This window comes from Pseudooceanicola nitratireducens (assembly GCF_900109195.1).
GTDB classification, from domain to species: Bacteria; Pseudomonadota; Alphaproteobacteria; order Rhodobacterales; family Rhodobacteraceae; genus Pseudooceanicola; species Pseudooceanicola nitratireducens.
In genome coordinates this window covers 344617-369753 of the sequence record NZ_FNZG01000001.1, presented here as the reverse complement: position 1 = coordinate 369753, position 25137 = coordinate 344617, and the positions used below count along the sequence as shown (strand labels likewise).

General features: G+C 66.1%; 23 protein-coding genes. 10 read left to right on the top strand and 13 right to left on the bottom strand.

The window, feature by feature from the left end; translation table 11 throughout:
• Nucleotides 1–289 precede the first annotated feature (289 nt).
• The 8 genes from xylB to BMX99_RS01700 form a co-directional block, all read right to left on the bottom strand.
• The gene (gene xylB, locus BMX99_RS01735) at nucleotides 290–1729 is read right to left on the bottom strand and encodes a xylulokinase (RefSeq protein WP_093446375.1); all 1440 of its coding nucleotides are present in this window, start codon (nucleotides 1727–1729) and stop codon (nucleotides 290–292) included.
• Nucleotides 1730–1732: 3 nt separating this feature from the next.
• Nucleotides 1733–3196, bottom strand: a complete 1464-nt coding sequence (locus BMX99_RS01730) for a mannitol dehydrogenase family protein (protein WP_093446371.1) — start codon at nucleotides 3194–3196, stop codon at nucleotides 1733–1735.
• A 27-nt stretch (nucleotides 3197–3223) separates the two neighbouring features.
• Nucleotides 3224–3997 carry an L-iditol 2-dehydrogenase gene (locus BMX99_RS01725; RefSeq protein WP_093446365.1) on the bottom strand — a complete coding sequence of 258 codons (774 nt, stop codon included), beginning with the start codon at nucleotides 3995–3997 and terminating at the stop codon, nucleotides 3224–3226.
• The gene (locus BMX99_RS01720) at nucleotides 3994–4998 is read right to left on the bottom strand and encodes an ABC transporter ATP-binding protein (protein WP_093446362.1); all 1005 of its coding nucleotides are present in this window, start codon (nucleotides 4996–4998) and stop codon (nucleotides 3994–3996) included. The genes BMX99_RS01725 and BMX99_RS01720 overlap by 4 nt, the downstream gene beginning before the upstream one ends.
• A gap of 41 nt (nucleotides 4999–5039) precedes the next feature.
• A complete protein-coding gene (locus tag BMX99_RS01715) occupies nucleotides 5040–5870 on the bottom strand; it encodes a carbohydrate ABC transporter permease (protein WP_093446359.1) in 831 nt (276 codons plus the stop codon).
• Nucleotides 5871–6000: 130 nt separating this feature from the next.
• Complete coding sequence (locus BMX99_RS01710) at nucleotides 6001–6867, bottom strand: carbohydrate ABC transporter permease (RefSeq protein ID WP_093446357.1); 867 nt, start codon at nucleotides 6865–6867, stop codon at nucleotides 6001–6003.
• Between the two features lie 234 nt (nucleotides 6868–7101).
• Nucleotides 7102–8403, bottom strand: coding sequence for an ABC transporter substrate-binding protein (locus tag BMX99_RS01705; RefSeq protein WP_093446354.1), 1302 nt, complete (start codon nucleotides 8401–8403; stop codon nucleotides 7102–7104).
• A 99-nt stretch (nucleotides 8404–8502) separates the two neighbouring features.
• Nucleotides 8503–9546 carry a LacI family DNA-binding transcriptional regulator gene (locus tag BMX99_RS01700; protein ID WP_093446350.1) on the bottom strand — a complete coding sequence of 348 codons (1044 nt, stop codon included), beginning with the start codon at nucleotides 9544–9546 and terminating at the stop codon, nucleotides 8503–8505.
• 150 nt (nucleotides 9547–9696) lie between these two features.
• Between BMX99_RS01700 and BMX99_RS01695 the strand changes: the two genes are divergently transcribed.
• On the top strand, nucleotides 9697–10635 hold the full coding sequence (locus BMX99_RS01695) for a carbohydrate kinase family protein (RefSeq protein ID WP_093446347.1): 939 nt from the start codon (nucleotides 9697–9699) through the stop codon (nucleotides 10633–10635).
• A gap of 25 nt (nucleotides 10636–10660) precedes the next feature.
• Here BMX99_RS01695 and BMX99_RS01690 read toward each other — a convergent pair whose 3' ends face one another.
• Nucleotides 10661–11110, bottom strand: a complete 450-nt coding sequence (locus BMX99_RS01690; protein ID WP_093446344.1) for a nucleoside deaminase — start codon at nucleotides 11108–11110, stop codon at nucleotides 10661–10663.
• Nucleotides 11111–11172: 62 nt separating this feature from the next.
• Between BMX99_RS01690 and BMX99_RS01685 the strand changes: the two genes are divergently transcribed.
• The 9 genes from BMX99_RS01685 to dtd all read left to right on the top strand — a co-directional run bounded on the left by BMX99_RS01685 (nucleotide 11173) and on the right by dtd (nucleotide 19813).
• Entirely contained in the window at nucleotides 11173–12375 is a 1203-nt protein-coding gene (locus BMX99_RS01685; RefSeq protein ID WP_093446341.1) for a pseudouridine synthase, read from the top strand.
• Nucleotides 12376–12576: 201 nt separating this feature from the next.
• On the top strand, nucleotides 12577–13500 hold the full coding sequence (locus tag BMX99_RS01680; protein WP_093446338.1) for a 5-bromo-4-chloroindolyl phosphate hydrolysis family protein: 924 nt from the start codon (nucleotides 12577–12579) through the stop codon (nucleotides 13498–13500).
• A 91-nt stretch (nucleotides 13501–13591) separates the two neighbouring features.
• On the top strand, nucleotides 13592–14791 hold the full coding sequence (locus BMX99_RS01675) for a toxic anion resistance protein (protein WP_093446335.1): 1200 nt from the start codon (nucleotides 13592–13594) through the stop codon (nucleotides 14789–14791).
• Nucleotides 14792–14797: 6 nt separating this feature from the next.
• Complete coding sequence (locus BMX99_RS01670) at nucleotides 14798–15856, top strand: DUF2927 domain-containing protein (RefSeq protein ID WP_170848802.1); 1059 nt, start codon at nucleotides 14798–14800, stop codon at nucleotides 15854–15856.
• 15 nt (nucleotides 15857–15871) lie between these two features.
• Nucleotides 15872–17023: an SPFH domain-containing protein gene (locus BMX99_RS01665; RefSeq protein WP_093446332.1), complete on the top strand. Its 1152-nt coding sequence runs from the start codon at nucleotides 15872–15874 to the stop codon at nucleotides 17021–17023.
• 3 nt (nucleotides 17024–17026) lie between these two features.
• Nucleotides 17027–17407, top strand: coding sequence for a nuclear transport factor 2 family protein (locus BMX99_RS01660; protein WP_093446329.1), 381 nt, complete (start codon nucleotides 17027–17029; stop codon nucleotides 17405–17407).
• 160 nt (nucleotides 17408–17567) lie between these two features.
• On the top strand, nucleotides 17568–18656 hold the full coding sequence (locus BMX99_RS01655) for a TFIIB-type zinc finger domain-containing protein (protein ID WP_093446326.1): 1089 nt from the start codon (nucleotides 17568–17570) through the stop codon (nucleotides 18654–18656).
• A gap of 48 nt (nucleotides 18657–18704) precedes the next feature.
• Nucleotides 18705–19376, top strand: a complete 672-nt coding sequence (locus BMX99_RS01650) for a nitroreductase (RefSeq protein ID WP_093446323.1) — start codon at nucleotides 18705–18707, stop codon at nucleotides 19374–19376.
• On the top strand, nucleotides 19376–19813 hold the full coding sequence (gene dtd, locus BMX99_RS01645) for a D-aminoacyl-tRNA deacylase (RefSeq protein ID WP_093446320.1): 438 nt from the start codon (nucleotides 19376–19378) through the stop codon (nucleotides 19811–19813). Before BMX99_RS01650 ends, dtd begins: the two co-directional genes overlap by 1 nt.
• 219 nt (nucleotides 19814–20032) lie before the next feature.
• Here the strand turns inward: dtd and urtE are convergent, their stop codons facing one another.
• The 4 genes from urtE to urtB form a co-directional block, all read right to left on the bottom strand.
• Nucleotides 20033–20728: an urea ABC transporter ATP-binding subunit UrtE gene (gene urtE / locus BMX99_RS01640; RefSeq protein WP_093446317.1), complete on the bottom strand. Its 696-nt coding sequence runs from the start codon at nucleotides 20726–20728 to the stop codon at nucleotides 20033–20035.
• A gap of 3 nt (nucleotides 20729–20731) precedes the next feature.
• Nucleotides 20732–21472, bottom strand: a complete 741-nt coding sequence (gene urtD, locus BMX99_RS01635) for an urea ABC transporter ATP-binding protein UrtD (protein WP_093446313.1) — start codon at nucleotides 21470–21472, stop codon at nucleotides 20732–20734.
• Nucleotides 21469–22698: an urea ABC transporter permease subunit UrtC gene (urtC, locus tag BMX99_RS01630; protein WP_093446311.1), complete on the bottom strand. Its 1230-nt coding sequence runs from the start codon at nucleotides 22696–22698 to the stop codon at nucleotides 21469–21471. Before urtC ends, urtD begins: the two co-directional genes overlap by 4 nt.
• A 317-nt stretch (nucleotides 22699–23015) precedes the next feature.
• The gene (urtB, locus tag BMX99_RS01625; RefSeq protein ID WP_093446309.1) at nucleotides 23016–24995 is read right to left on the bottom strand and encodes an urea ABC transporter permease subunit UrtB; all 1980 of its coding nucleotides are present in this window, start codon (nucleotides 24993–24995) and stop codon (nucleotides 23016–23018) included.
• Nucleotides 24996–25137 lie beyond the last annotated feature (142 nt).

Here is a 25137-nt window from a genome sequence, read left to right as displayed (position 1 = left end):
GCAGCACCGGCCCGTGAAGCCTGAACTCGGGTGGAGCCACGGGGCGCAGGTCGCCTCAAACCGGCACGCCAACTTCCGAGGTCTTCGCCAAGGGCAGCGCCGGCCCGCGGGGAGGCGCATAAGCGCCGCCCCAGGGGGGCGGGTCGGCGCTGCCCGGCGTGCCGCCGGGCGGGACAGTATTCTCAGGACCGGTGCTTTGATGGCAAAGTGAGATCCAGCGCAGAAGCTCAGCGCGACGGACCGTAATCCAATATGGTGAACACGCCGGCGGGCAGCACCAGCAGCCCCCCTACCCCGCCAGCTTCGGATACAGCGCCCGGAACCGCGCATAGCCGTCATCAAACGCCGCACGCAGATCCGCATCCGGCGCGATCACCTCGTCCACCTGCGGTGGCGACATCACCCGGGCCTCGTCCGCCCCAGCGGCAACCATGGCCAGCCGCGCAGCGCCCAGGGCCGCGCCGAATTCGCGCCCCGCAGGCAGGGCCAGCGACACGTTCAGCGCCGTGGCGATCATCCGAAGCCACAGCCGGGACGACGCCCCGCCGCCCACGGCAAACAGCTGATCCAGCTGGGCCCCGGTGGCCCGCAGCGCCTCGGCACTGTCGCGCAGGCCAAAGGCCACGCCTTCCAGCACGGCGCGGGTCATGTCGGCCAGGTCGGTGCCGGCGGACAATCCGGTATAGGCCCCGCGCACGGCGGCGTCATTGTGCGGCGTCCGTTCGCCCGAGAGATAGGGCAGGAAGGTGACGGCTCCGGGGGCGGTCAGCGCCTCGCCCAGGTCAGAGACCAGATCGGCGGGCTTGCGGCCCACCATCTGCGCCAACCAGGACAGCGACCCGGCGGCGGACAGCATGACCCCCATCTGGTACCAGCGCCCCGGCACCGCATGGCAGAAGGTGTGCAGCGCGGTCTCGGGGGCGGGATGGTATCCGTCGCGCGCCGCCAGAACCACGCCCGAGGTGCCAAGGGATACGAACCCCTGCCCCTCGGCCAGGGCCCCGATGCCGCAGGCGGCGGCGGCGTTGTCGCCCGCACCGCCCGCCACCGTGACCTGCCCCAGCCCCCAGGCCTGCGCCAGATCGCGGCGCAGCTGACCGGCGGGGGCGCTGCCCTCGACCAGCCGGGGCATCTGGTCGCGGCGCAGCCCTCCTGCGTCCAGCAGGGTGTCCGACCAATCCCGCGCGCCCACGTCCAGCCAGGAGGTCCCGGCGCTGTCGGACATGTCGGCGACGTGATCGCCGGTCAGGTAGAGGTTCAGATAGGCGGCCGGCAGCAGCACCTTGGCCACGCGGGCAAATAGGTCCGGTTCATGCGCCCGTACCCAGGCGAGCTTTGGCGCGGTGAAGCCCGGGAAGACGATATTCCCCGACAACTCGCGCAGGCCGGGCGTGGCGTCCAAAGCGGCGGCTTCGGCATGGCTGCGGGTGTCGTTCCACAGAATGCAGGGGCGGATCACCTGGTCAGAGGCGTCCAGCAGGGTCGCGCCGTGCATATGCCCCGCAACGCCGATCCCCCGGATCGCGGCGAAATCGGGCGCGGTGTCCCGAAGCTCGGCCACCGCGGCTTCCAGCGCGGCGATCCAGGTGGCGGGGTCCTGTTCGGACCAGCCGGGGTGCGGATGCTGCGTGCTCAGCGCGCGTTCGACCGATGCAAGGGGCCTGCCCGCGTCATCCACCAGAAGCGCCCGCAGACCCGAGGTGCCAAGATCAATCCCGAGGTACGCCATGGCCTACCCAGTATAGGCGGCCAGGGTCGGTTCGACCCCGTCGGCCCAAAGCGCGCGCAGCCAGCGGTCGAAGGCACCGGCAAAGCGCGGATCGTCGCCCAGATCGCCATAGAACTGCCGCAGGTCCAGCCAGGCGGCGGGGCGGGTCCGGGCGGCACTGGCAGCGGCCTGAAGCTGGGCCCAGAAGGGATCGTTCGGTTCGACCGTGGTGCCGTCTTCGCGGGTGCCTTCGCACATCCGGCACCACAGCGCCTGGCTTAGGGCCAGACCGTCCAGGGGCGTTCCGGCGGCGATGGCATCGCGGATCACCGGCAGCACCGCCCCGGTGTGGCGCGACGATCCGTCAAAGGCCACGCGCCGCACGGTGTCGAGGATCGCGGGGTTGGAAAACCGCCGGTCGATCAGGTCGACATACTGCGCGGGCGTCATGCCGGGGACGTCGTGAACATGGGGGCCGATTTCCTCTAGCGCGACTTTGCGGAACAGTGCGCGGATCTGCGGATGGGCCATGGTCTCCGCGATGGTCGTCAGGCCAAGCACCTCGGCCGGGGCGGCGATCACCTGATGCCCGCCGTTGAGGATCCGCAGCTTCATCGCCTCGTAATCATGCACGCGGTCGGTAAAGGTGGCACCGACGTCTTCCCACGCGGGGCGCCCGGCGCAGAAGTCATCCTCGAGCACCCATTGGCGGAAGTTCTCATGGGTGACGGGGGCGGCGTCCTCGATCCCGAGATCCCGGGCCAGCTGAACCTCGCGCGGGCCGGTGGCGGGCACGATGCAATCCACCATCGAATTGGGGAAGCTGCATTCGATGTCGATCCAGTCGGCCAGCTCCGGGTCGGACAGGCGGGCCAGGGACACCACGACCTCGCGCAGGAGGCGGCCGTTGCCGGGCAGGTTGTCACAGCTTTGGCAGGTAAACGGCCCGTGCCCCGCGTCACGGCGGTTGCGCAGGGCGGCGATGATCGCGCCAAAGGCGGTGCGCGGCGCGTTGGACAGGCCGGCGTCATGGCGGATGTCGGCGTGGGTCGGATCGAATTTCTTGGTGGCGGGATCCAGGTAATAGCCGCCCTCGGTCACGGTCAGCGACACGATGCGAATGGCCGGGTCCGACATGGCGGCGATCAGGGGGGCGTGGTCGTCGGCGATCGGCACATAGCCGATCATCGAGCCCACGACCTCGGCCTGCGTGCCCTGTGGGTCCAGTTCGATCAGCGTGGTCAGATAGTCCTGTTCGGCCAGCTTCACCCGCTGCGCTTCGTCGTAGGCGCGGACACCCGCGCCCAGGATGGCCCAGTCCTGCGCCTGACCGGCCTGCATCAGACGGTGCAGATACCAGGCCTGATGGGCGCGGTGGAAATTGCCCAGGCCGATGTGCAGGATGCCCGGGGTCAGCGTCGCGCGATCATAACTCGGGCGGGCGATCCCTTCGGGCAGCTGGTCCAGCGTGGCGTTCGAAAGCTTCATTCTTGTCTTCCCTGGCCGACCTCACGGTCAGCTCATCCAGTTGCCGCCGTCGACGTTGTAGGTCTGGGCGACGATGTAGTCGGCGTCGTCCGAGGCAAGGAACACCGCCATGCCGGTCAGGTCCTGCGCGGTGCCCATGCGGCCGAAGGGCACGGCTTCGCCGACCTCTTTCTTCTTTTGGCCCGGGGCTTTGCCTTCGTATTTCGCGAAAAAGGCGTCCACGCCGTCCCAGTGTTCCCCATCGACCACGCCGGGCGCGATGGCGTTCACGTTGATGCCATGTTCGATCAGGTTCAGACCGGCCGATTGGGTCAGGCTGATCACCGCGGCCTTGGTGGCGCAGTAGACGGCGACCAAGGATTCCCCGCGCCGCCCGGCCTGGGAGGCCATGTTGATGATCTTGCCGCCCTGCCCCCGGTCGATCATGTGTTTCGCCACCGCCTGCAGGGTAAAGAGCGTGCCTGCGACGTTGATGTCGAAGGTGCGGGCGAAGTCGTCGCGCGTGATCTCAGCGATCGGGGCGGCGGTGAAGATGGCGGCGTTGTTGACCAGGATGTCGATGCCGCCCAACTGGTCGACGGTCGCGGCGACGGCGGCGTCGATGCTGTCCTGCCGGGTCACGTCCATTTCGACCGCGATGGCCGCGTCACCGATCCCGGCAGCCGCATCGCGGGCGCGGGCGATGTCGATATCGGCAATCGCCACGCGGGCACCTTCGGCCACATAGGCCTGCGCAAAGGCCAGGCCGATGCCGCGGGCCGCGCCGGTGATCAGCGCGGTTTTTCCAGCCAGCCGGGTCATGCGATGCGCAGCCCGCTGGCGTCGAAGCGGTGGATCATGTCGGTGCGGGGCGACAGGGTGATCCGGTCGCCGTGGTTGAAGCCCACTTCGCCATCGGCGCGCACGGTGATCGTTTCGGCCAGCCCGGTTTCGTGGATGTGGAAGAAGGTGTCGGACCCCAGATGTTCCGCCACGCCGACGACACCGGACCAGGCCCCGTCGCCTTCGGCCACGGCGATATGTTCGGGACGGATGCCGATGGTATGGGCGTCGTATTTCGCGGCCTCGGGGCCTTCGATGAAATTCATCCGGGGGCTGCCGATGAAGCCCGCGACAAACAGGTTGCGGGGTTCGCGGTACAGTTCCAGCGGGGATCCCACCTGTTCGATCACGCCCGCCTGCAACACGACGATCCGGTCGGCCATGGTCATGGCCTCGACCTGATCGTGGGTCACGTAGATCATCGTCGTCTTGAGACGCTTGTGCAGTTCGCTGATCTCAAGGCGCATGCCGACGCGCAGCGCCGCATCGAGGTTCGAGAGCGGTTCGTCAAACAGGAAGGCCGCCGGTTCGCGGACAATCGCCCGGCCGATGGCCACGCGCTGACGCTGACCGCCCGAAAGCTGTCCGGGACGGCGGTCAAGGTAGTCGGTCAGGTTCAGCACCTCGGCCGCGCCGTTCACGCGGCGGTCGATCTCGGCCTGGTCCATCTGCGCCATCTTCAGCGGGAAGGCGATGTTCTTGCGCACCGACATATGCGGGTAAAGCGCGTAGGACTGGAAGACCATCGCCAGGCCGCGTTTCGCGGGCGGCACATGGGTGGCGTCCTGCTTGTCGATGCGGATCTGCCCCGAGGAGATGTCCTCGAGCCCCGCGATCAGGCGCAGCAGGGTGGATTTCCCGCAGCCCGAGGGGCCGACGAACACGGTAAATTCGCCGTCCTCGATGGTCAGATCCAGCGGCGGGATCACCTGAACGGAACCGAAGCTCTTGGTGACCTGGTCGAGCGTGATGCGTCCCATGGTTTTGTTCCCTTACTATTGCCTACCCCAAAGGGGCGGGATCATTTCACCGCGCCGAAGGTCAGGCCGCGGACAAGTTGCTTCTGGCTGAACCAGCCAAGGATGAGGATCGGGGCGATCGCCATGGTGCTGGCGGCGCTGAGTTTCGCGTAGAACAGCCCCTCGGGAGAGGAATAGCTGGCAATGAAGGCCGTCAGCGGACCGGCCTTGGCGGCGGTCAGGTTGAGGGTCCAGAAGGCTTCGTTCCAGGCGAGGATGACGTTCAGCAGGATGGTCGAGGCAATGCCGGGGATCGCCATCGGCGTCAGCACGTACAGGATTTCCTCGCGCAGGGTTGCGCCATCTATCCGTGCGGCTTCCAGGATCTCGCCGGGGATTTCGCGGAAGTAGGTGTAAAGCATCCAGACGATGATCGGCAGGTTGATCAGCATCAGCACCACGACCAGGCCGATCTTGGTGTCGAGCAGGCCCATTTTGATGAAGATCAGGTAGATCGGATACAGCACGCCCACTGCTGGAAGCATCTTGGTCGAGAGCATCCACATCAGGATGTCCTTGGTGCGTTTCGACGGCACGAAGGCCATGGACCAGGCCGCCGGCACCGCGATGATCACGCCCAGGAGGGTCGAGCCCCCGGCGATCACGATCGAGTTCCAGAGGTAGCGCGCGTAGTTAGACCGTTCCTGCACCACCGCGTAGTTTTCCAGCGTCCAGTCGAAGAACAGGAAGTAGGGCGGCGAGGCGATCGCCTCGGCCTCGGTCTTGAAAGAGGTCAGGATCGTCCAGAGGATCGGGAAGAAGATCAGCAGGCCGATCGCCCAGGCGAAGGCGGTGTTGATCGCTTTGCGTTGGTTGGTGACAGCGCGGGCCATGGCTCAACTCCTTTCCCGGTTGGCGGCCCGCTTTGGGGCCAGGGGGGCGTGGGGGGCGCTGCCCCCCGTCCTTGCGGACTCCCCCCGGGATATTTTCGGCAAGAGGATGGGGCGGGCGCGGGACAGGCGATCAGGCATCGAGGTTCTTTCCCACGATCCGCATCAGGAAGATCGCGACGATATTGGCGAGGATGATGGCATAGACGCCGCCGGCAGAGCCCAAGCCCACGTTCTGGCTTTCCAGCACGCGCTGGAAGATCAGGTAGGTCAGCGTCTTGGTCCCGAACGAGCCCTGGGTGGTCACGAAGATTTCCGCGAAGATGCCCAGAAGGAAGATCGTCTGGATCAGCACGACCACGGTGATGGCGCGGCCCAGGTGCGGCAGGACGATGTACCAGAAGCGTTTCAGGGGCGGTGCGCCGTCCATTTCCGCCGCCTCGAGCTGTTCGCCGTCCAGCGACTGGATCGCGGTCAGCAGGATCAGCGTGGCGAAGGGCAGCCATTGCCAGGCGACGATGATGATGATCGACGGCAGGGACGCCTGGGTCAGCCATTGGATCGGCTCGGCCCCGAAAGCCTTCCAGAGATGTGCAAAGACGCCGTTCACCGGGTCCATGAACATGTTCTTCCAGACCAGCGCCGAGACGGTCGGCATGACGAAGAAGGGTGCGATCACCAGGATCCGCACGACCCCCTGCCCCCACATCGGCTGATCCAGCAGCATGGCCAGAAGCACGCCGAAGATCACGGTGATGGCCAGAACGCCGCCGACGATCATCAGCGTCGCCTGAACCGCAGGCCAGAAGGCCGAGGAGGTGACGAACCGCACGTAGTTGTCGAAGCCGACCCAGCCCAGGTCGCCACCGCGCAGCGGCAGGTACTTCTTGAACGAGAAGATCAGCGTCATGATCAGGGGGACGAGCATCCACCCCAGGAGCAGGACGACGGCCGGGGCCATCATCAGCCGGGCTGCGGAACGCGAAGCCTTGGTTGCCACAATGCACCTCCTGCGGGACGCGTGTTGGGTGGGTCGACGGATCGGGCCAATCAGGGGCCGGGCCGAACGCCACGGGGCGGGTCTTGGTCCGGGTCCGGTGCCGGTCACAGCACAGATCGGAGGCCTGGACGGGATAGGGATCGGGGACGGCCGACGGGTGGCCGAACAGCGACGGAATTCGGGATCAGAATAAGGGTGCGGGGGGCAGTTGGCCCACCCCCCGCGTAAGGAGCCTTAGTAACCGGCCGCTTCCATGGCATCCACGGTCAGGGCCTGGGCTTTTTCCAGGGCCTCATCTGCGGATTGCTGGCCGGCCAGCGCGGCCGAGAATTCCTGGCCGACTTCGGTGGCGATGCCCGCGAATTCCGGGATCGCGACGAATTGGACACCCTGGTAGGGCACCGGATCGACCGAGGGGTTCAGCGGATCGGCCGAGTTGATCGACTTCAGGGTCATCTGCGCGAAAGGGATGTCCTTGTAGTTCTCGTTCTCATAGAGCGAGGTACGCGCACCCGGGGGGACGTTGGCCCAGCCTTCTTTCGAGGCGACCAGTTCGATATAGGCCTTGGAGGTCGCCCAGGAGATGAACTCTTTCGCGGCAGCTTCGTTGTCGGTGCCGGCCGGGATGCCAAGCGCCCATGCCCAGAGCCAGTTGCCGCGCTTGCCCTTGCCGGTGTCGGGGGCCAGCGCAAAGCCGACCTTGTCAGCCACCGAGGAATCGTTCGGGTTGGTCACGAAGGACGCCGCAACCGTGGCGTCGATCCACATGCCGCATTTGCCTTGCTGGAACAGCGACAGGTTTTCGTTGAAGCCGTTGTTCGACGCGCCCGGAGGGCCCGCGCGGTCCATCATGTCGAGATAGAAGGTCAGCGTGTCCTTCCAGGCGGCGCTGTCGAACTGGGCGGTCCAGTTTTCGTCGAACCAGCGGGCCCCGAAGGAGTTGGACATGGCGGTCAGGAAGGCCATGTTTTCGCCCCAGCCGGCCTTGCCACGCAGGCAGATGCCGTAGACTTCGTTTTCCTTGTCGGTCATCGCAACGGCGGCGTCGCGGATGAACTCCCAGGTCGGGGCTTCGGGCATGTCCAGACCGGCCTTTTCCATCAGGTCGGTGCGGTACATGATCATCGAGCTTTCGCCGTAGAAGGGCGCGGCATACAGCGTGCCGTCATAGCTGAGACCGTCGCGCATCGCGGGCAGCAGGTCGTCGACGTCATAGTCGTCGCCCAGGTCGTCCAGCGCGACCAGCCAGCCGTTCTTGGCCCAGATCGGCGTCTCGTACATGCCGATGGTCATGATGTCGAACTGGCCACCCTTGGTGGTGATGTCGGTGGTCACGCGCTGGCGCAGAACGTTTTCTTCCAGCGTCACCCACTCGACCTCGTGGCCGGTCGCCTTGGTGAATTCCTCGGTGAGACCCTGCATGCGGATCATGTCGCCGTTGTTCACAGTTGCGATGGTGATCGTGTCGGCCTGCGCGGTTGCTGCGGTCACCAGCGTAAGAGCCGTCGCCGCACGAAGTGCGTTCCTCAAGAACATCCGAATCCTCCCTAGCGTTGGATGTAACTGCGGGGACCCTAGGGCAAAGCTGATCGCGCTGTCAAAATAAATTTTACGCGCGGAAAGTTTCAGCTTTACTCACGCGGACTTCCGCATGATCAGGCTGCCCTCGAGAAAGTAATCCTGCCGCGTGCCGCCCGCCGTGCCCTCGGTCTTGTCGCCCTCGATCGCGGCGAACAAAAGCTCGACCGAGCGGCGCGAGATTTCCTCGTAATCCTGGGCGACCGTGGTCAGCGACGGGCAGGTAAAGCGCGAAAACGGGTGGTCGTCGTGGCCCGCGACACGGATGTCGCAGTCGGCCTCGATGCCGACGCGGATCTTGCTTTCGTAGCAGGCCGACAGGAAACCGATTGCCAGACGGTCGTTGGAACAGAGCACGGTGTTGGTGCGGAAGGCCCCTTCGGCCAGCGCCCTGCCGCCTTCGCGGCGGCCGATCTCTTCGAAGTCCCAGCCCTTGCCCTCGGCCTGGAAGATCTGCGGTTCGTGACCAAGGGCGGTCATTGCCTGGATATAGCTTTGCCGCCGCCGGTTGGCGTTCGGGTTGGTCGGGTGCTTCATCTCGAAGAAACAGGGCGGTTCGCCCGTCCGGCAGAGGTAATCGACCATCAACCGCGAGAACTGCGGGTTGTCCGACCCGACAAAGGCCAGGCCCGCATCCGGCAGGTAGCTGTCGAACAGGACCGTGGGCACATCGGCGCAGAATTTCTCGATCACCCCCGGGTCCGAGACACGGCCAAGCGGGGCCAGCAGCACGCCCGCCGGTTTCAGCGACCGCAGGCTGTCGAGGATGTCGTTCTCAAGCTCGGGTTTCCCGTGCGAGGAATGCAGGCTGGGCCGATAGCCCGCGTCGATGCAGCGCTGTTCCAGGTTGCGCGCGATCTCGGCAAAGAAGGGATCCGCCAGGTAGGGCACCACGATGCCGACGTTCTTCGTCAGCTTCCGGTTCTGGTTCATGGCGAAAATGTTGGGCGTGTAGTCATAGTCCGCCAGCGCCTGTTCGATGCGCGCCCGTGTCTTGGGACGCACGCTGGCGGGGTCGTGGAAATACTTGGACACGGTCGGGCGCGAAATGCCGCAAAGCGCGGCGAATTCGTCCATATTGCGGATCTTGTTACCCTGCATCCTGTCCAACCCGGTCTTCTTTACAAAATTCTCACCGCAAACTTTACCGCGAAAAATTTTTCTTGTCGCGCGTAAAAAAGTGGGTGTAGTCCCGTGGGTCAGAGAGTCGCGCCCGCCGCTTCGGGACGGGTGCCAAAGCGAGGACTGACCATGATCCTGTGTTCCGGCGAAGCCCTGATCGACATGATCCCCTTCCCCACGACGGCACCCGCTGCGGCGGGTCGCGACGGGTTCGTGCCCTTTGCCGGCGGTGCGGTCTTCAACACCGCCGTGGCGCTTGGCCGGCTGGGCGCGCCCACGGGGATGCTGACCGGGTTGTCGCGCGATGTCTTCGGCCAGCAGCTGGAACAGGTGCTGGCGGAAAGCGCTGTGTCATCAGACCTTTGCGTCCGGTCGGACCGTTTCACCACGCTGGCTTTCGTGCGGCTTGAGAACGGCCAGGCCACCTATGATTTCCATGACGAAAACACCGCCGGACGGATGCTGACACCCGACGACATGCCGGCGCTGGACGCCCGCGTCACGGCGCTGTTCCTGGGCGGCATCAGCCTGATGATCGAACCCTGCGCCGAGGCCTATCGTGCCCTGCTTGCGCGCGAAGGCGGGACGCGGGCGGTGATGCTCGACCCCAATATCCGGCCCGATTTCATCCGCGATCCGGGGCGCTATCGCGACCGGCTGAGTGCGATGCTGGCGCAAAGCGACATCGTAAAGGTTTCGGACGAGGATCTGGACTGGCTCCTGCCCGGCGATACCCCGGCCGAGGCGCGGTTGGCGCAGTTGTTCGACCTCGGCCCGTCGCTGGTCGTAATGACCAAGGGCGACAAGGGCGCGACGGGCTATATGCGCGACGGCCGCAGCGTGACGGTGCCGGCGCGGGCGGTTCAGGTCGTCGATACGATCGGCGCGGGCGATACCTTCAACGCGGGCCTTCTGGCCAGCCTGTCGCAGCAGGGGTTGCTGACGAAATCCGCCCTGTGGGATCTGTCCGACGCGGCGCTGGAACAGGCGCTGGATCTGGGCGTGCGGGCGGCGGCGGTTACCGTGTCGCGGGCGGGGGCGAACCCACCCTGGCCCCAGGACTTGTAATCGGATCTTCATTCGGATCCCCGCGCTACCGGCGGCCGCGGAAGAAATCCTTCAACAGCGCCTCGGCGGCCTGCGCGCCGATGCCGTCATAGACCTCGGGGGTATGATGGCATTGGGCATGGGCAAAGACCCGCGCGCCCTGCGCCACGCCGCCCGATTTCGGATCCGCCGCGCCGTAATACAGCCGCGCGATCCGCGCATTGGCGATGACGGCGGCGCACATGGCGCAGGGCTCCAACGTGACGTAAAGATCATGACCCGGAAGCCGTTCCGACCCGGCGGCGGCACAGGCGTCGCGGATCACCAGCATCTCGGCATGGGCCGAGGGGTCCGACAGTTCCCGCGTGCGGTTCCCGGCCCGCGCGACGATCCGGCCCGCCGGATCGACAAGCACCGCGCCCACGGGCACCTCGCCGCGGGCGGCAGCGGCCTGCGCCTCTTCCAGCGCCTGATCCATGAAAGACGTGAACCCCATGGGCTTGGTCTGCCCCAGCTTCCCGTCTTCCGCAAGCGCCGCAAAGCCTGTATGGCGGGGGCATGAGCCAGAACCGCAAAGATCCCGCCAAATCCTCCTTCGCCGCCCGCAAGGGCAAGGCCGCAGGTCCGCGCCGCGCGTCGCCCGGCGGGAAACCGGGGGGCAAGCCCTCTGACGTGTCTCAAACCGAAGGCCAGTCCGAAGGCGCGGCCAAGTCGCCCGCAGGGGACCGCATCGCCAAGGTGCTGGCCCGCTCCGGCGTCGCCTCGCGCCGCGAGGCCGAGAAGATGATCGGCCAGGGCCGGGTCAGCGTGAACGGCAAGGTGATCGAAAGCCCCGCGCTGAACGTCACCGCCCGCGACAAGGTCACCGTGGATGGCCGCCCGCTGGATGCGCCGGAACCGGCGCGGCTGTGGCTGTATCACAAGCCCACGGGGCTGGTGACGACCCACAAGGACGAACAGGGCCGTCCCACGATCTACGACGACCTCCCCGAGGAGCTTCCCCGCGTGATGTCCGTGGGCCGGCTTGACCTGAATTCCGAAGGGCTGTTGCTGCTGACCAATGACGGCGGGCTGAAGCGCAAGCTTGAGCTGCCGGAAACCGGATGGCTGCGGAAATACCGCGTGCGGGTCAAGGGCAACCCGACCGACGCCAGCCTTGCGCCGCTGCGCGAAGGCGTGGTCGTGGACCGGGAAATCTTTCAGCCCATGCAGGTTGCGCTGGACCGGCAGCAGGGCGCAAACGCCTGGCTGACCGTGGGCCTGCGCGAAGGCAAGAACCGCGAAATCCGCCGCGCCATGGAAAGCATCGGGTTGTCGGTGAACCGCCTGATCCGCGTGTCCTATGGCCCCTTCCAGCTGGGTCCGCTGAAACCCGGCGAGGTCGAGGAAGTCCGCCGCCGCGTGCTGCGCGACCAGCTGGGGATGGAGCCCGAGGACGACGACGCCCCCCGCCCCCGCGTGACCCGGGGCAAGCGGCCCGCCCCCAAAGCAGCGCCGAAGGCCCCGGCGGGCAAGGCGACCTTCAGCCGGACGACTTTTTCCACGGGTCCTGCCGGCAAGGGCGCTGGCAAACCCTCTAGCAAACCCGCTGGCAAAGGCCCCGACGCCGCGAAAGCCCCCGTCAAGGGCAAGGGCCCCAAGCCCCGCCCGCCCCTGCCCAAGGGCAAGGGCGTCCGCGATCAATCCGCAAATGCCCCCTGGGATGACGGTCCCGCGCCCGCAAAACGCCCCCGCTTGACGCGCAAGCGGCCAAAGTCGTAAATCCGCCTCTTCCGTTACGGCGGAAACCGCGTGACTATGCAGAGGGATAGCATTCGTGTAATCCTCACCCCATATGGTGTGGACGCCAAGTGACGGGGTTTCCAACGGGGGTGGCATGACCGGCAGCGGATTGCAAAAACTGGCCTTTTTCCTTCTTCTGGCCCTGATCCTTTACGCAAGCGTGACGGCAGCGGGGGCGTAATGGCACAGCGATACGGCGGAGAATTCAGCCCCCGTGGGCAATCCGGTCAGACCTCTGCGCAGGGGGCACCCAAGACGCAGCCCGGCGGCGGCGCATCCGGCACCCCCGGCAATTTTCGCGGCGCGAAACGCACCCGCGCGGGTCTGCGCGTCAACCTTCTGTTCCTTGCGCCCTTCCCGCTGATCTGGAAGGCCTTCGGCTCCGACCCGATCGTGATGGCGCAATACCTGCTGGCCCTGGGTGCGCTGATCGGGGCGGCCTGGTTGACCCGCGAAGGGCTGCGCGCCGAAGAGGCCTATGAGGCCCGCAAGGTCGCCCGACGCCCCGCCCTGCCGCGCAAGATCCTTGGCTCGGCCCTGACCGGGGTGGGGCTGGCGCTGGTCGGTTTCGCCGGGCACGGGCCGGTTGCCGCCGGGGTCTACGCCCTTCTTGGGGCTGTGCTGCATTCCATGGCCTTTGGCCTCGACCCCCTGAAAGACAAGGGGATGGAGGGCGTCGACCTGCATCAGACCGACCGCGTGGCGCGCGCCATCGACCGGGCAGAATCGCATCTGACCGCCATGTCCGACGCCATCAAACGCGCCCAGGACCGCCAGCTGGAAGCCCGGGTGGATCGCTTTCAGACCGTGGCGCGGGGTCTGTTCCGCACAGTTGAAAATGACCCGCGCGACCTGACTGCGGCGCGGAAGTACCTGGGCATCTATCTGCAGGGCGCGCGGGACGCGACGGTGAAGTTCGCCGATCTCTATGCCCGCACGCAAAGCCCGCAGGCCCGTGCCGATTACGAGGCACTTCTGACGGATCTTGAAGAAAACTTCGCAGCACGGACACAAAAGCTTTTGTCCGATGATGCAGGTGACATGACGGTTGAAATCGAGGTGCTGCGCGAAAGGCTGCAGCGCGAAGGGGTCCGGCCCGAGTAAGACCCGAGCAGGACCAGACTGGGGTCCGATCAGGTCCGGCCCCGCATAGGTGGAACAGAACCCGGCACCGCCGGTGGAGTGGAGAGAAGTGATGTCCGAGAATATTCGCGCCAAGGCCGCAGACACCCTGAAAGAGGTCGAAGCGGTCACCGCCGTCGTCCTGCCCGAACCCGCGCCCGCAGATGCGCTGGTTCCCCTGGCCCAGGCCGACGCGCCGACCAGCGCCGAGATCGAAAAGCGCATTGGCGAACTGGACATGACCGACACCGGATCGATCGTGCGCTTCGGCTCTTCGGCCCAGGCCGAACTTCAGACGATCTCTCAGGCGATGCTGCAGGACGTGCGCAACAAGGATGTGGGCCCCGCCGGTGACAGCCTGCGCAACATCGTCACCACGATCCGCGGCTTTTCGGTGTCCGAACTGGATGTCCGTCGCGAGCGGTCTTTCTGGGAAAAACTGCTGGGCCGCGCCGCGCCCTTTGCCAAGTTCACCGCCCGCTTTGAAGAGGTCCAGGACCAGATCGACCGCGTCACCGAAGAGCTTCTGAGCCATGAGCACAAGCTGCTGAAGGACATCAAGTCGCTGGACCTGCTCTATGAAAAGACGCTCGCCTTCTACGACGAACTGGCGCTGTACATTGCGGCCGGCGAAGAAAAGCTGGCGCGCCTGGATGCCACCGACATCCCCGCGATGGAGGCGGCGGTGAACGCCGCCCCCGAGGGCGAACAGGTGATGAAGGCGCAGGAGCTGCGCGACCTGCGCGCCGCGCGCGACGATCTGGAACGCCGGGTGCATGACCTGAAGCTGACGCGCCAGGTGACGATGCAGTCGCTGCCCTCGATCCGGCTGGTGCAGGAAAACGACAAGTCGCTGGTGACCAAGATCAACTCGACCCTCGTGAACACCGTGCCGCTGTGGGAAACCCAGCTGGCCCAGGCGGTGACCATCCAGCGCTCGGCCGAGGCCGCGTCGGCCGTGCGCGAAGCCAACGACCTGACCAACGAACTGCTGAAGGCCAACGCCCAGAACCTGCGCGAAAGCAACAAGATGATCCGCCAGGAGATGGAGCGCGGCGTCTTTGATATCGAGGCCGTGAAACAGGCCAATGCCGACCTGATCGGCACGATCGAGGAAAGCCTGCAGATCGCCGACGAAGGCAAGGCCAAGCGCGCCGCCGCCGAAGAAGACCTGAAGAAGATGGAAGCCGATCTGCGTGACACGCTGGCCGCCGCCAAGGCGCGCGCCGACGGCGTGGGCGATACGGCCGCGACCTCGGTGCCGCAGGCGTAAATTCGGATGCGGGGCAAGGCGCATATCCCTTCGGGGCTGGCGGATCTGGCCGCGCGTCTGCGCGGTCGTCCGCGTGGCCACACGGGCCGGGACGCAGGGCATCCGTATGTCCGGCGCGGGCGCGCCGCAGTGGCGCTTGCGCTGTGTGCCACCGTCGCGGCCTGTCAGCTGGCCGCGCCGACGCCCACGCTGAAGCCCAATGCGCGGCCCAGCCCGGTGCCCGCCGCACTGCCCGCCGGGCCGTCGCAGCAATCCCAGGCATTGGCGCGCTATTATTCCGCGATCCAGGCGGACCTGCTGGCACAGGGGCTGCTGCGCACCGATGGCGGCGGGGTCGATACGCCCTTCAATGCCCGCCAGCTGGCGGCGAATTTCGAACGCATCGTGTTCTACGACGAATACGCCCGGGGCGCGGGCCTGCGTGGATCCGGCGGGGCCCAGGCCCGGCTGCGCCGCTGGCCCGGCCCGGTGAAGGTCGCGGTGGAATTCGGCCCCTCGGTCCCGCAGGACCTGCGCGTCGAAGACAGCGCGACCGTGCGCGACTATACCGCCCGGCTGGCCCGTCTGACCGGCCACCAGATCGGCTTTGTCGGCGAAGGCGCACAGACGGGGGCCAATTTTAACGTGCTGGTGATGGGCGAGGACGATCATGACCTCGTGGTGTCGCGGGTGCAGCAGATCGTGCCCGACATCTCCTCAAGCGCGCTTGGCATCTTCGAACGTCTGCCCCGGGCGATCCACTGCCTCGTCGTGGCGTTTTCGCGCGACGACGGCACCTCGGGTTATGGGCAGGCGATCGCGCTGGTCCGGGCCGAACACCCCGACCTGGTCCGCAAAAGCTGTTATCACGAGGAAATGGCCCAGGGGCTTGGCCTGGCCAATGACAGCCCCCGCGCCCGGCCGTCAATCTTCAACGACGACGACGAATTCGCGCTGCTGACCACGCATGACGAAATGCTGCTGAAAATGCTGTACGATCCCCGGCTGCGCCCGGGACAAAGCGCCGATGAGGCCCGCCCGATCTTCACCAGGATCGCGGCAGAGCTGATCGGCGGCGAGAGTTGAGAAAGGACATTTGACATGGGCATCCTGGATTTCCTGAGCGGACAGTTCATCGACGTCATCCACTGGACCGACGACACGCGCGACACGCTGGTCTGGCGGTTTGAACGTGAGGGGCATGAAATCAAATACGGCGCCAAGCTGACCGTGCGCGAAGGTCAGGCGGCGGTCTTCGTACATGAAGGCCAGCTGGCGGATGTGTTCACTCCCGGGCTCTACATGCTTGAAACGAACAACATGCCGATCATGACCTCGCTGCAGCACTGGGACCACGGGTTCAAATCGCCCTTCAAGTCCGAGGTCTACTTCGTCTCGACCACCCGGTTCACCGACCTCAAGTGGGGCACGAAGAACCCGATCATGGCGCGCGACCCGGAATTCGGCCCGGTGCGCATCCGCGCCTTCGGCACCTATTCGATCCGCGTCACTGATCCCGCAAAATTCCTAAGCGAGATCGTCGGCACCGATGGTGAATTCACCATGGACGAGATCAGCTATCAGATCCGCAACATCATCGTGCAGGAATTCTCCCGCGTCATCGCGGGCTCGGGCATTCCCGTGCTCGACATGGCCGCCAATACCGCCGATCTGGGCAAGATGGTCGCGGCCGAGATCTCGGGCGTGATCGCGGAATACGGCCTGACCCTGCCCGAGCTTTACATCGAAAACATCTCGCTCCCCCCCGCGGTGGAAGAGGTGCTGGACAAGCGGACCTCCATGGGGATCGTGGGCGACCTGGGGCGGTTCACCCAGTTCTCGGCCGCTGATGCAATGACTCGCGCGGCCTCGAACCCCGGCGGCGATGGCGGCATGGGTGCGGGCCTAGGCATGGGGATGGGTATGGCGATGGCCAACCAGATGGCGCAAAGCGGCCCCTGGGGCGCGCGGCCCCAGGCGGCTGCCGCTCCGACCCCGCAGGCCCCTGTTCAGGTCGCCCCCCCCGCGCCGCCGCCCCCGCCGGTCGAACACGTCTGGCACATCGCCGAGAATGGCGCGACCCACGGCCCCTACTCCAAGGCGCGGCTGGGCCGCATGGTGACCGAAGGCGGAATGACCCGCGACACGATGGTCTGGACCGCCGGCCAGGACGGCTGGATGCGGGCCGAGGACGTGACGGAACTGGCCCAGCTCTTTACCGTGATGCCGCCGCCCCCGCCGCCAGGCGTGTGATCCATGGCAGGTGCTCAGGCGGTCATGGCCTCACGCCCCGGCGACACGGCGTCCGGCAATGCGCTGGCGCAGGACATCGCCCTGGCGATGCTCGGGGCCGGCACGGTCGATTCTTCGACCTTTGCCGCCGATGCCCAGTGGCAGCGCCCGGGCGGGGTACTGGCAGGCCGCGCGCAGATCACCAGGGCCCTGACCGGGCTGACCCCGCCCGCGTCGATTACCGTCGAACAGGTGGTCAGCCAAGGGCGCACGGCCTCGGTCTCGGGCCGGGTGCGCCTGACGCCCTCCGACGCGCGGCTGTTCTGCATCGTCCTGCGCTTCACCTCTGCCGCCTGCCGTGACCTGGCCCAGATCGTCAGCTTCGATCACCGCCTGCCCCGCTGACATCCTCTTGCCGAAAATATCCCAGGGGTGAACCGGCAAAGCCCCGCTTTGCCGGGAGGGGGCAGCGCCCCCCTCCACCCCCTCCGCCCGCACGACGTTCCGGGGTTTCGCCCCGGCCCCGACCGCTCTACCTTCCGCCCGACACCAGCCGGAGCCCGCAATGACCCAGGACCATCGCTTTCCCTGCCCGCAATGCGGGGCCGACTACCGCTATGCCCCGGCCGAGGGGAAGCTGATCTGCGACCATTGCGGCCATTCCGAAGCGCTGGCCGATCCCGGCCCCTGGGCGGGCGGCATCAGGGAACTGGACTTCCGCGCCGCGATCGAGGCCCGTCTGCCAGAGGCCGAGATCGAGGAAACCCGCGTCTCCAGCTGCCCCAACTGCGGCGCGCAGGTGGAATTCGACGGCGACACCCATGCGGATGAATGCCCCTTCTGCGCCACGCCCGTGGTCACCGGCACCGGCACGCACCGGCATATCAAGCCCAAGGGGGTGCTGCCCTTCGCGCTTTCGGAACGCGAGGCACAGCAGGCCATGGCCAACTGGCTGGGCAGCCTGTGGTTCGCCCCCAATGGGCTGAAGGATTACGCCCGCAAGGGGCGCAAGCTGGACGGCATCTATGTCCCCTACTGGACCTATGACGCCGACACCAAGTCACGCTATCGCGGCGAACGCGGCACGATCTACTACGTCACCGAAACCGTGATGCACGAAGGCAAGCCGGAACAGCGCCAGGTGCAGAAGATCCGCTGGACCCCTGTCTCGGGCCGGGTTGCGCGGTTCTTTGACGACATCCTTGTGCTGGCCTCGAAGTCGCTGCCCAAGAAATACACCGACGCGCTGGAACCCTGGGACCTGTCGGAGATGAAGCCCTATACGCCGGAATTCCTGGCCGGTTTCCTGGCCGAGGGCTACCAGGTCGAACTGGCCGAGGGCTACGAGGAAGCCCGCGCCATCATGGACCGCACCATCGACCGCGACGTGCGCTTTGACATCGGCGGCGACCGCCAGCGGGTGCATGGGATCGAAACGCAGATCAGCGGTGTGACCTTCAAGCACGTGCTGCTGCCGGTCTGGATGGCGGCCTATAAGTTCCGCGGCAAGACCTACCGCTTTGTCGTCAACGGCCGCACCGGCCGGGTGCAGGGCGAACGGCCCTGGTCGCCCTGGAAGATCGCCCTGGCCGTGGTGGCAGGTGCGATCGTGGCGGGCATCATCGGCTATGTGATGGCGCAGAACGGCGGCTAGGGCCTGGCCTTTTCAGCGGCCTGAACCAAAGGGATTTTAGGGGGAAAGATGAACGATTACGATACCTTGATGGGGCTGCTGACGGCCCGCCACTCCTGCCGCGGCTTCCTGGATCGCGCCGTGCCCGAGGATGTGATCGAACAGGTGGTCACCGCCGCCGGGCGCGCACCTTCGTGGTGCAATGCCCAGCCCTGGCAGGTGATCGTGACGCGCGGGGCCGAAACCGACCGGCTGCGCGCCGCGCTGATGGCCGCGCCCGGAACCCGCGCCCCCGCCCCCGATGTACCCGGCCCTGAGGGCTATCCCGGCGTGCATGGAGACCGCCGCCGCACCTGCGGCTGGCAGCTGTATGAGGCCGTCGGCGTGGAAAAGGGCGACCGGGCGGGGTCCGCCAAACAGGCGATGGAGAACTTCAACCTTTTCGGCGCGCCGCATACGGCGATCCTGACCTCGACCCGCGAGTTGGGGGCCTATGGGGCGCTGGATTCGGGCGGCTTCCTGATGGCCTTCTGCCTGGCGACCCAGGCGCTTGGGCTGGCGACGGTACCGCAGGCGGCGGTGGCCTTCCATTCCGACGTGGTGCGCGAGGTGCTGGAAATCCCCGAGGACCGGCTGATCCTGTGCGCGATCACCTTCGGCTATGAGGACCCCGACCATCCCGCGAACAATTTCCGCACCGAACGCGCTGCGCTGAACGAAATCCTGGAGGTCCGGGGCTGATGCGCGCGATATTGCAACGGGTGAGCGAAGCCGCCGTTCGCGTCGATGGAGAGGTCGTGGGCCAATGCGGGCCGGGCCTGATGATCCTGGTCTGCGCCATGCAGGGCGATACCGAGGCGAACGCCGATCTTCTGGCGGCCAAGGTGTCGAAATGCCGGATCTTCGAAGATGAGGCGGGCAAGATGAACCGGTCGGTCCTGGACATCGGCGGATCGGCCCTTGTGGTGTCGCAGTTCACCCTTGCCGCGGATACGTCCCGCGGGAACCGGCCGGGGTTTTCCTCTGCTGCCGCGCCCGAAGACGGGCGCAGGCTGTACGCGCATTTCGCCCGCGCGCTGGCCGATCTGGGCGTGCCTGTGCAGACCGGCCAATTCGCGGCAGACATGAAGGTGTCGCTGGTGAACGACGGCCCGATCACGATCTGGATGGAGTTCTGAGCCGCTCGTCCAGCCCTGACGTGCTGGCCTCGCATCCTGGCGTCGTTATCTGACCTGACTCTGTTCGTGCCGGAAAGATCGGATGCAACCCATTCGGGGTTTCACGGGTTGGTGAGGAAACCACACGTGAAAGGACCCGCCATGAACCGCATCATCTATCTCGTCGGCCTCGTCGTCATCGTGCTTGCCATCCTCAGCTTTATCGGGATCGGCTAAGGCCTAAACCGACACCTCGGCCATCAACTGATCCTTCGTCAGATCAGCCTTGGTGCCCGAGGCCGTCACCGCCCCGCGCCGCAGCACGTAGAAGCTGTCGGCCAGGCCGTAGGCGAATTCGAAATACTGCTCGACCAGGATGATCGCCATGTCGCCCTTGTCGCGCAGGTATTCAATCACCCGTCCGATCTGCTGGATGATGTTGGGCTGAATGCCCTCGGTCGGTTCGTCCAGCAGCAGAAGCTTGGGCTTGGTGATCATGGCGCGGGCGATCGCCAGCTGCTGCTGCTGCCCCCCCGACAGATCCCCGCCCCGCCGATGCAGGAAGTCCTTCAGGATCGGGAACAGTTCGAAAATCTCGTCGGGGATGTGATGTTCGGACCGGGGCAGACAGGCGAAGGCCGTCTGCATGTTTTCCTCGACCGTGAGCAGCGGAAAGATCATCCGCCCCTGCGGCACATAGCCGATGCCCTTGTGGGCCAGCTGATGCGCCGGCATCTTTCCCAGGTCCTCTCCGTCCAGCATCATCGCCCCGCCCGATCGCGGATGCGTGCCCGAAATCGCCTTCAGTAGCGATGTCTTGCCGACGCCATTGGTGCCCATGATGCAGGTGACCTTGCCGGTTTCGGCCTTCAGGTCGATGCCGTGCAGGATCTGGCTTTGACCATAGTGCAGGGTCAGGTTTTCAACGTTCAGCATGGATTACCGCCCCAGATAGACTTCGATGACCTGCGGATTGGCCGTGACATGGTCCAGCGATCCTTCGGCCAGGACCGATCCTTCGTGCAATACAGTGACCTTGCAGTTCAGCCGGCGGACGAATTCCATGTCATGTTCCACCACCACGACGGCGCGGGTCTTGGCGGCCTCGCGCAGGATGTCGGTGGTGTGTTCGCGTTCGGCCAGGGTCATGCCCGCCGCCGGTTCGTCGACCAGAAGAAGCCGCGGTTCCTGCGCCAGCAGCATGCCGATCTCCAGCCATTGCTTCTGGCCATGCGACAGCTCTCCGGATTTGCGCGTCAGCGCGTCCGAGAGGCCGATTTCGCTGGCCAGCTCCTCGACCCGGGCTTCGTCCTTGAAGCTGGGGCGGTAGAAGAGGCACGGAAAGGATCCGCGCGGGTTCTTCAGCGACATCAGCAGGTTGGCATGCACGGTCTGATCCTCGAAGACCGTGGGGCGCTGGAACTTGCGGCCGATCCCCTCCTGCGCGATGCGCGCCTCGCTCATCTTCAGGAGGTTCATGGATTTCTCACCCCAGAGCACGCGGCCCTCGTCGGGCCGGGTCTTGCCGGTGACGATGTCCATGAAGGTGGTCTTGCCGGCCCCGTTCGGGCCGATGATCGCCCGCATCTCGGCCTGACCTATCTGGAAGCTGAGATTGCGGATCGCCTTGTAGCCGTCAAAGGTGACCGAGACGCCCGAAACTTCGAGTAAGGAGCTCATCCCCGGCCCTCCCCTTGCCGTTTGCTGCCCTTGTCGGGGCCGTAATCCGCGCCGTGGCGGTCGGGTGCGATGCGCCCCGCCACCAGGTCGACCAGCCCGCCGATGCCCTTGGGCGCGAACAGCGTGACCAGCACGAAGCTGAGGCCCAGAAGCACCAGCCACCAGTCCACCCAGTCGATTGTGTAAAACCCAAGCGGCACCGACGGCACCAGCCCGCCGGTGAACCAGGTCGAGACGATAGACACGAAGGCCGCGCCGATGACCGCCCCGTAAAGCCGCCCGCGCCCGCCGATGGCGACCCAGACCGCCAGGTAGATCGAAGCGATCGGCGCGACCTCGCCCGGGTTGATGATCCCCGCCTGCGGATAATAAAGCGCGCCCGCAATGGCCGCGATCACCGCCGTCAGGGTGAAGATGAACAGCTTGTAGCCCTCGACCGAATAGCCCAGGAAGCGCACCCGCGCCTCGTCATCGCGGATGCCGCGCACCACGGATCCGAACTTGCCCGAGACAACCCAGGCACACAGCACATAGCCAAGCGCCAGGGCGGCGGCAGAGGCCCAGAGGAACCAGATCGACACGGTGGCCTGGCCGGCGGTGACGCCCGGCAGGTTCTGCAGCCCCGACAGCCCGTTGTTGCCGCGCAGCCCGCTTTCGTTCTGGAACAGGTAAAGCGACAGGGCCAGCGTCATGGCCTGCGTCAGGATCGACAGGTAGACGCCGGTGACGCGCGACCGGAAGGCCAGCCAGCCGAAGACCAGCGCCAGAAGCCCCGGCACCAGCACCACCAGCGCCAGCTGCGCCGGCAGGGAAGAGGCGAAATACCAGATCATGGGGAAGTCCGAGGATCCGACCACCCCGAAGATCTGCGTGCCGATGGCGTCCACCACCTCCTGATCCGTGGGCGGGATGGGCGCGTTGGCCATGGCCTCGGCGACGATGATCTCGGTCCGGGCATACATCAGCCACATGCCTACCATGTAGCCGCCCAGCCCGAAGAAGGCGAAATGCCCAAGCGAGAGAATGCCACAATAGCCCCAGACCAGGTCCATCGCCAGCGCCACCAGGCACAGGCACAGCGTCTTGCCAAGTGTCTTCACGAACGAGGTCGATATCGCGCCGGACCCGAAGGCCTCGGACATCAGGGTGACGCCCAGGGTGAAGGCCGCCAGAGCGGCCAGGAACACCAGGATCGACGGGTTGCGCAGGATGAAAGGCCGGCTCATTGGCGCGCCTCCTTGTGGTCGGGTCCGCGGTCGCGCGCGGGATCGGTATGGGTCTGGGCGGGGAAGGATCGCGCCCCTGCCCCGGCCTCGGGCGCGGGATGAAGATCGTCGCAGGGGGCGCTGCCCCCTTGCGCCACTCCTGGCAGAGTGGTGCCACTCCCCGGGATATTTCCGGCAAGAGGATGGGGGCGCGGCCCGCCTGCATCATCTTGCTGCAAATACTCCCGCCGGAGGCGATCCAGCGCGTGACAGAGGTCCAGGCCCTGGAAGCGGGGCGCGCGGTTGGCATTGGCGGGGACAGAGAGCTGAGCCATGGATCAATCCCCCGCCGCGCGGCCCTTGAGGGCGATGATGCCCCGGGGACGGAACTGGATGAAGATGATGATGAAGACGATCATGTAGGTCTGGGCGGCCAGGGTGTTCGACGGGTTGAACCACTCGATCCCCTTCTGCAGGAAACCGATCATCGTCGCCCCAAGCAGCGTACCCCAGATATTGCCGACACCACCCACGACCACGGTCATGAAGCTTTGCACGATATAATCCGAGCCGAGTTCCGAGGTCACCTTGGCATAGAGCCCGATGGCCACCCCTGCGATCCCCGCGATGCCGGAGCCCAGGCCGAAGGTCAGCATGTTCACCCGGTCGGGGTTGATCCCCATCGACGCCGCCATGCGCGGGTTCTGGGTGACGGCGCGGGTTTCCAGGCCCAGGCGCGTCTTCTTCATCAGGAAGAGGAAGAAGCCCAGGAAGATCAGCGCCAGCACGAAGATCGCGATCCGGATGTAGGAAATCGACACCACGTCGTTCATCACCCAGGCCCCGTCGAGCCAGCCGGGCGAGGTCAGGGGCCGCGCCTGGGTGCCAAAGACGTTCTTGGCGATCTGCTGCAGCGCGATCGAGATGCCGAAGGTCGCCAGAAGCGTTTCGAGCGGGCGGGAATAGAGCCAGCGGATCACCAGCCGCTCCATCGCCACACCGGCGGCGAAGGTCACCGCAAATGCCAGCGGGATCGCCACGATGATCGACACGGTATAGTTCGGGATCACCTGCTGGACCACGTATCCGGTATAGGCCCCCATCATGATGAATTCGCCATGGGCCATGTTGATGACCCCCATGACGCCAAAGGTGATGGCAAGACCGATCGCCGCCAGGAAGTAGATCGAGGCCAGCGACAGCGCATCCAGCGACAGATCGAAGAACTGGTTCAGCCCGACCTGAAGCTCGATGGATTTCAGCACGTCGCGCGCGGCCGAGGTCACGGAAGGCTCCGGCTCGGCATAGACCTCGGCAAAGCTGTGGGCGGCGAGGGCCGCGTCGATCTCGGGCTCGGTCGGGATGGGGGGCACGGTGCCGGCCTCGGCCAGCGCCAGGTAGGCGCGCATGCGGGCCGCGGGATCGGACAGCTGCCCCACGGGCACGCCACCGACCGCGCCATCGGCAAGGTTGTCCTGCATGGCCGACAGAAGCGCGGCTTCAGACAGCATGGCCGGGGCTTTCCCGTCTTCGACCAGCATCTGGTAGGCCGCCATGCGCGAAAGGTCATCCGTGCCGGGGCGCAGGGTGCGGGCGATGTTGCGGGTGGCGGGGATCTCGCCCGCGAAGATCTCGGTTTTCGTGGTCAGGATCGGGTTCAGCTTGGCCCGGGCGTCAACGCCCAGATCGCCGCGAAAGCCCTCCATCGCGGCAATGCGGTCGGCGGGGGTTTCGCCATAGCTGATGGTCAGCAGCCGTTCGATCCGTTCCTTGCGGGCGCGGATCGCGGCGTCGGGTTCGTCTTCGATTGCGGCGCGCAGCACCGGCAGGTGGCTTTCGTTGCCGTTGCGTTCCAGCGCGGTCAGGGCGGCCAGGCGCGCGGCCGGATCGGGATCGGAGAGCTGGAATTTCACCAGGGCCGAGCCGATCAGCGCGCGGATGCCCGAGTTGGGCTTCAGCTGGTCATAGCCTTCGTCCGGAACCTCGGCGATCGCGCCTGCGTCCGCGAAATCGAAGATGCGCAGCGTGTCGCGGTCGACCTCTTCGGCATAGACAAACAGCCCGGTCGCCTCGTCCACCCACATCTCGCGGGCGGCCCATTTTTCCAGCACCAGCTTGGCGGCGGGCAGGTCACTGTCGCGCAGGGCGTCGATGGCGGGCTGGATCGTCCGGCGCGAGGATTTCTGGATGATCTCGCCGTGCTCCTGCAGGAGCATCTGGATCGGAGCATCCGCATCCTGTGCCTGCAGGGGCGCGGCGGCAAGCGCAAGAAACAGCCCCAAACCGGGGACCAGGGCCGAGAAAAGGCGAGAGAGCATGGGCGGGGACCGGTCGGACAGAATTCGTTCGGGATCCGGGCAGGGGATGTCGCGCCGCGGACCTGTGAGGCAGGTCAGGGCAGCAGGGCCGCCCCGACCGGGATCCATGGGGACAGGACCAAGGCCCTGCCCCGCATCGGGA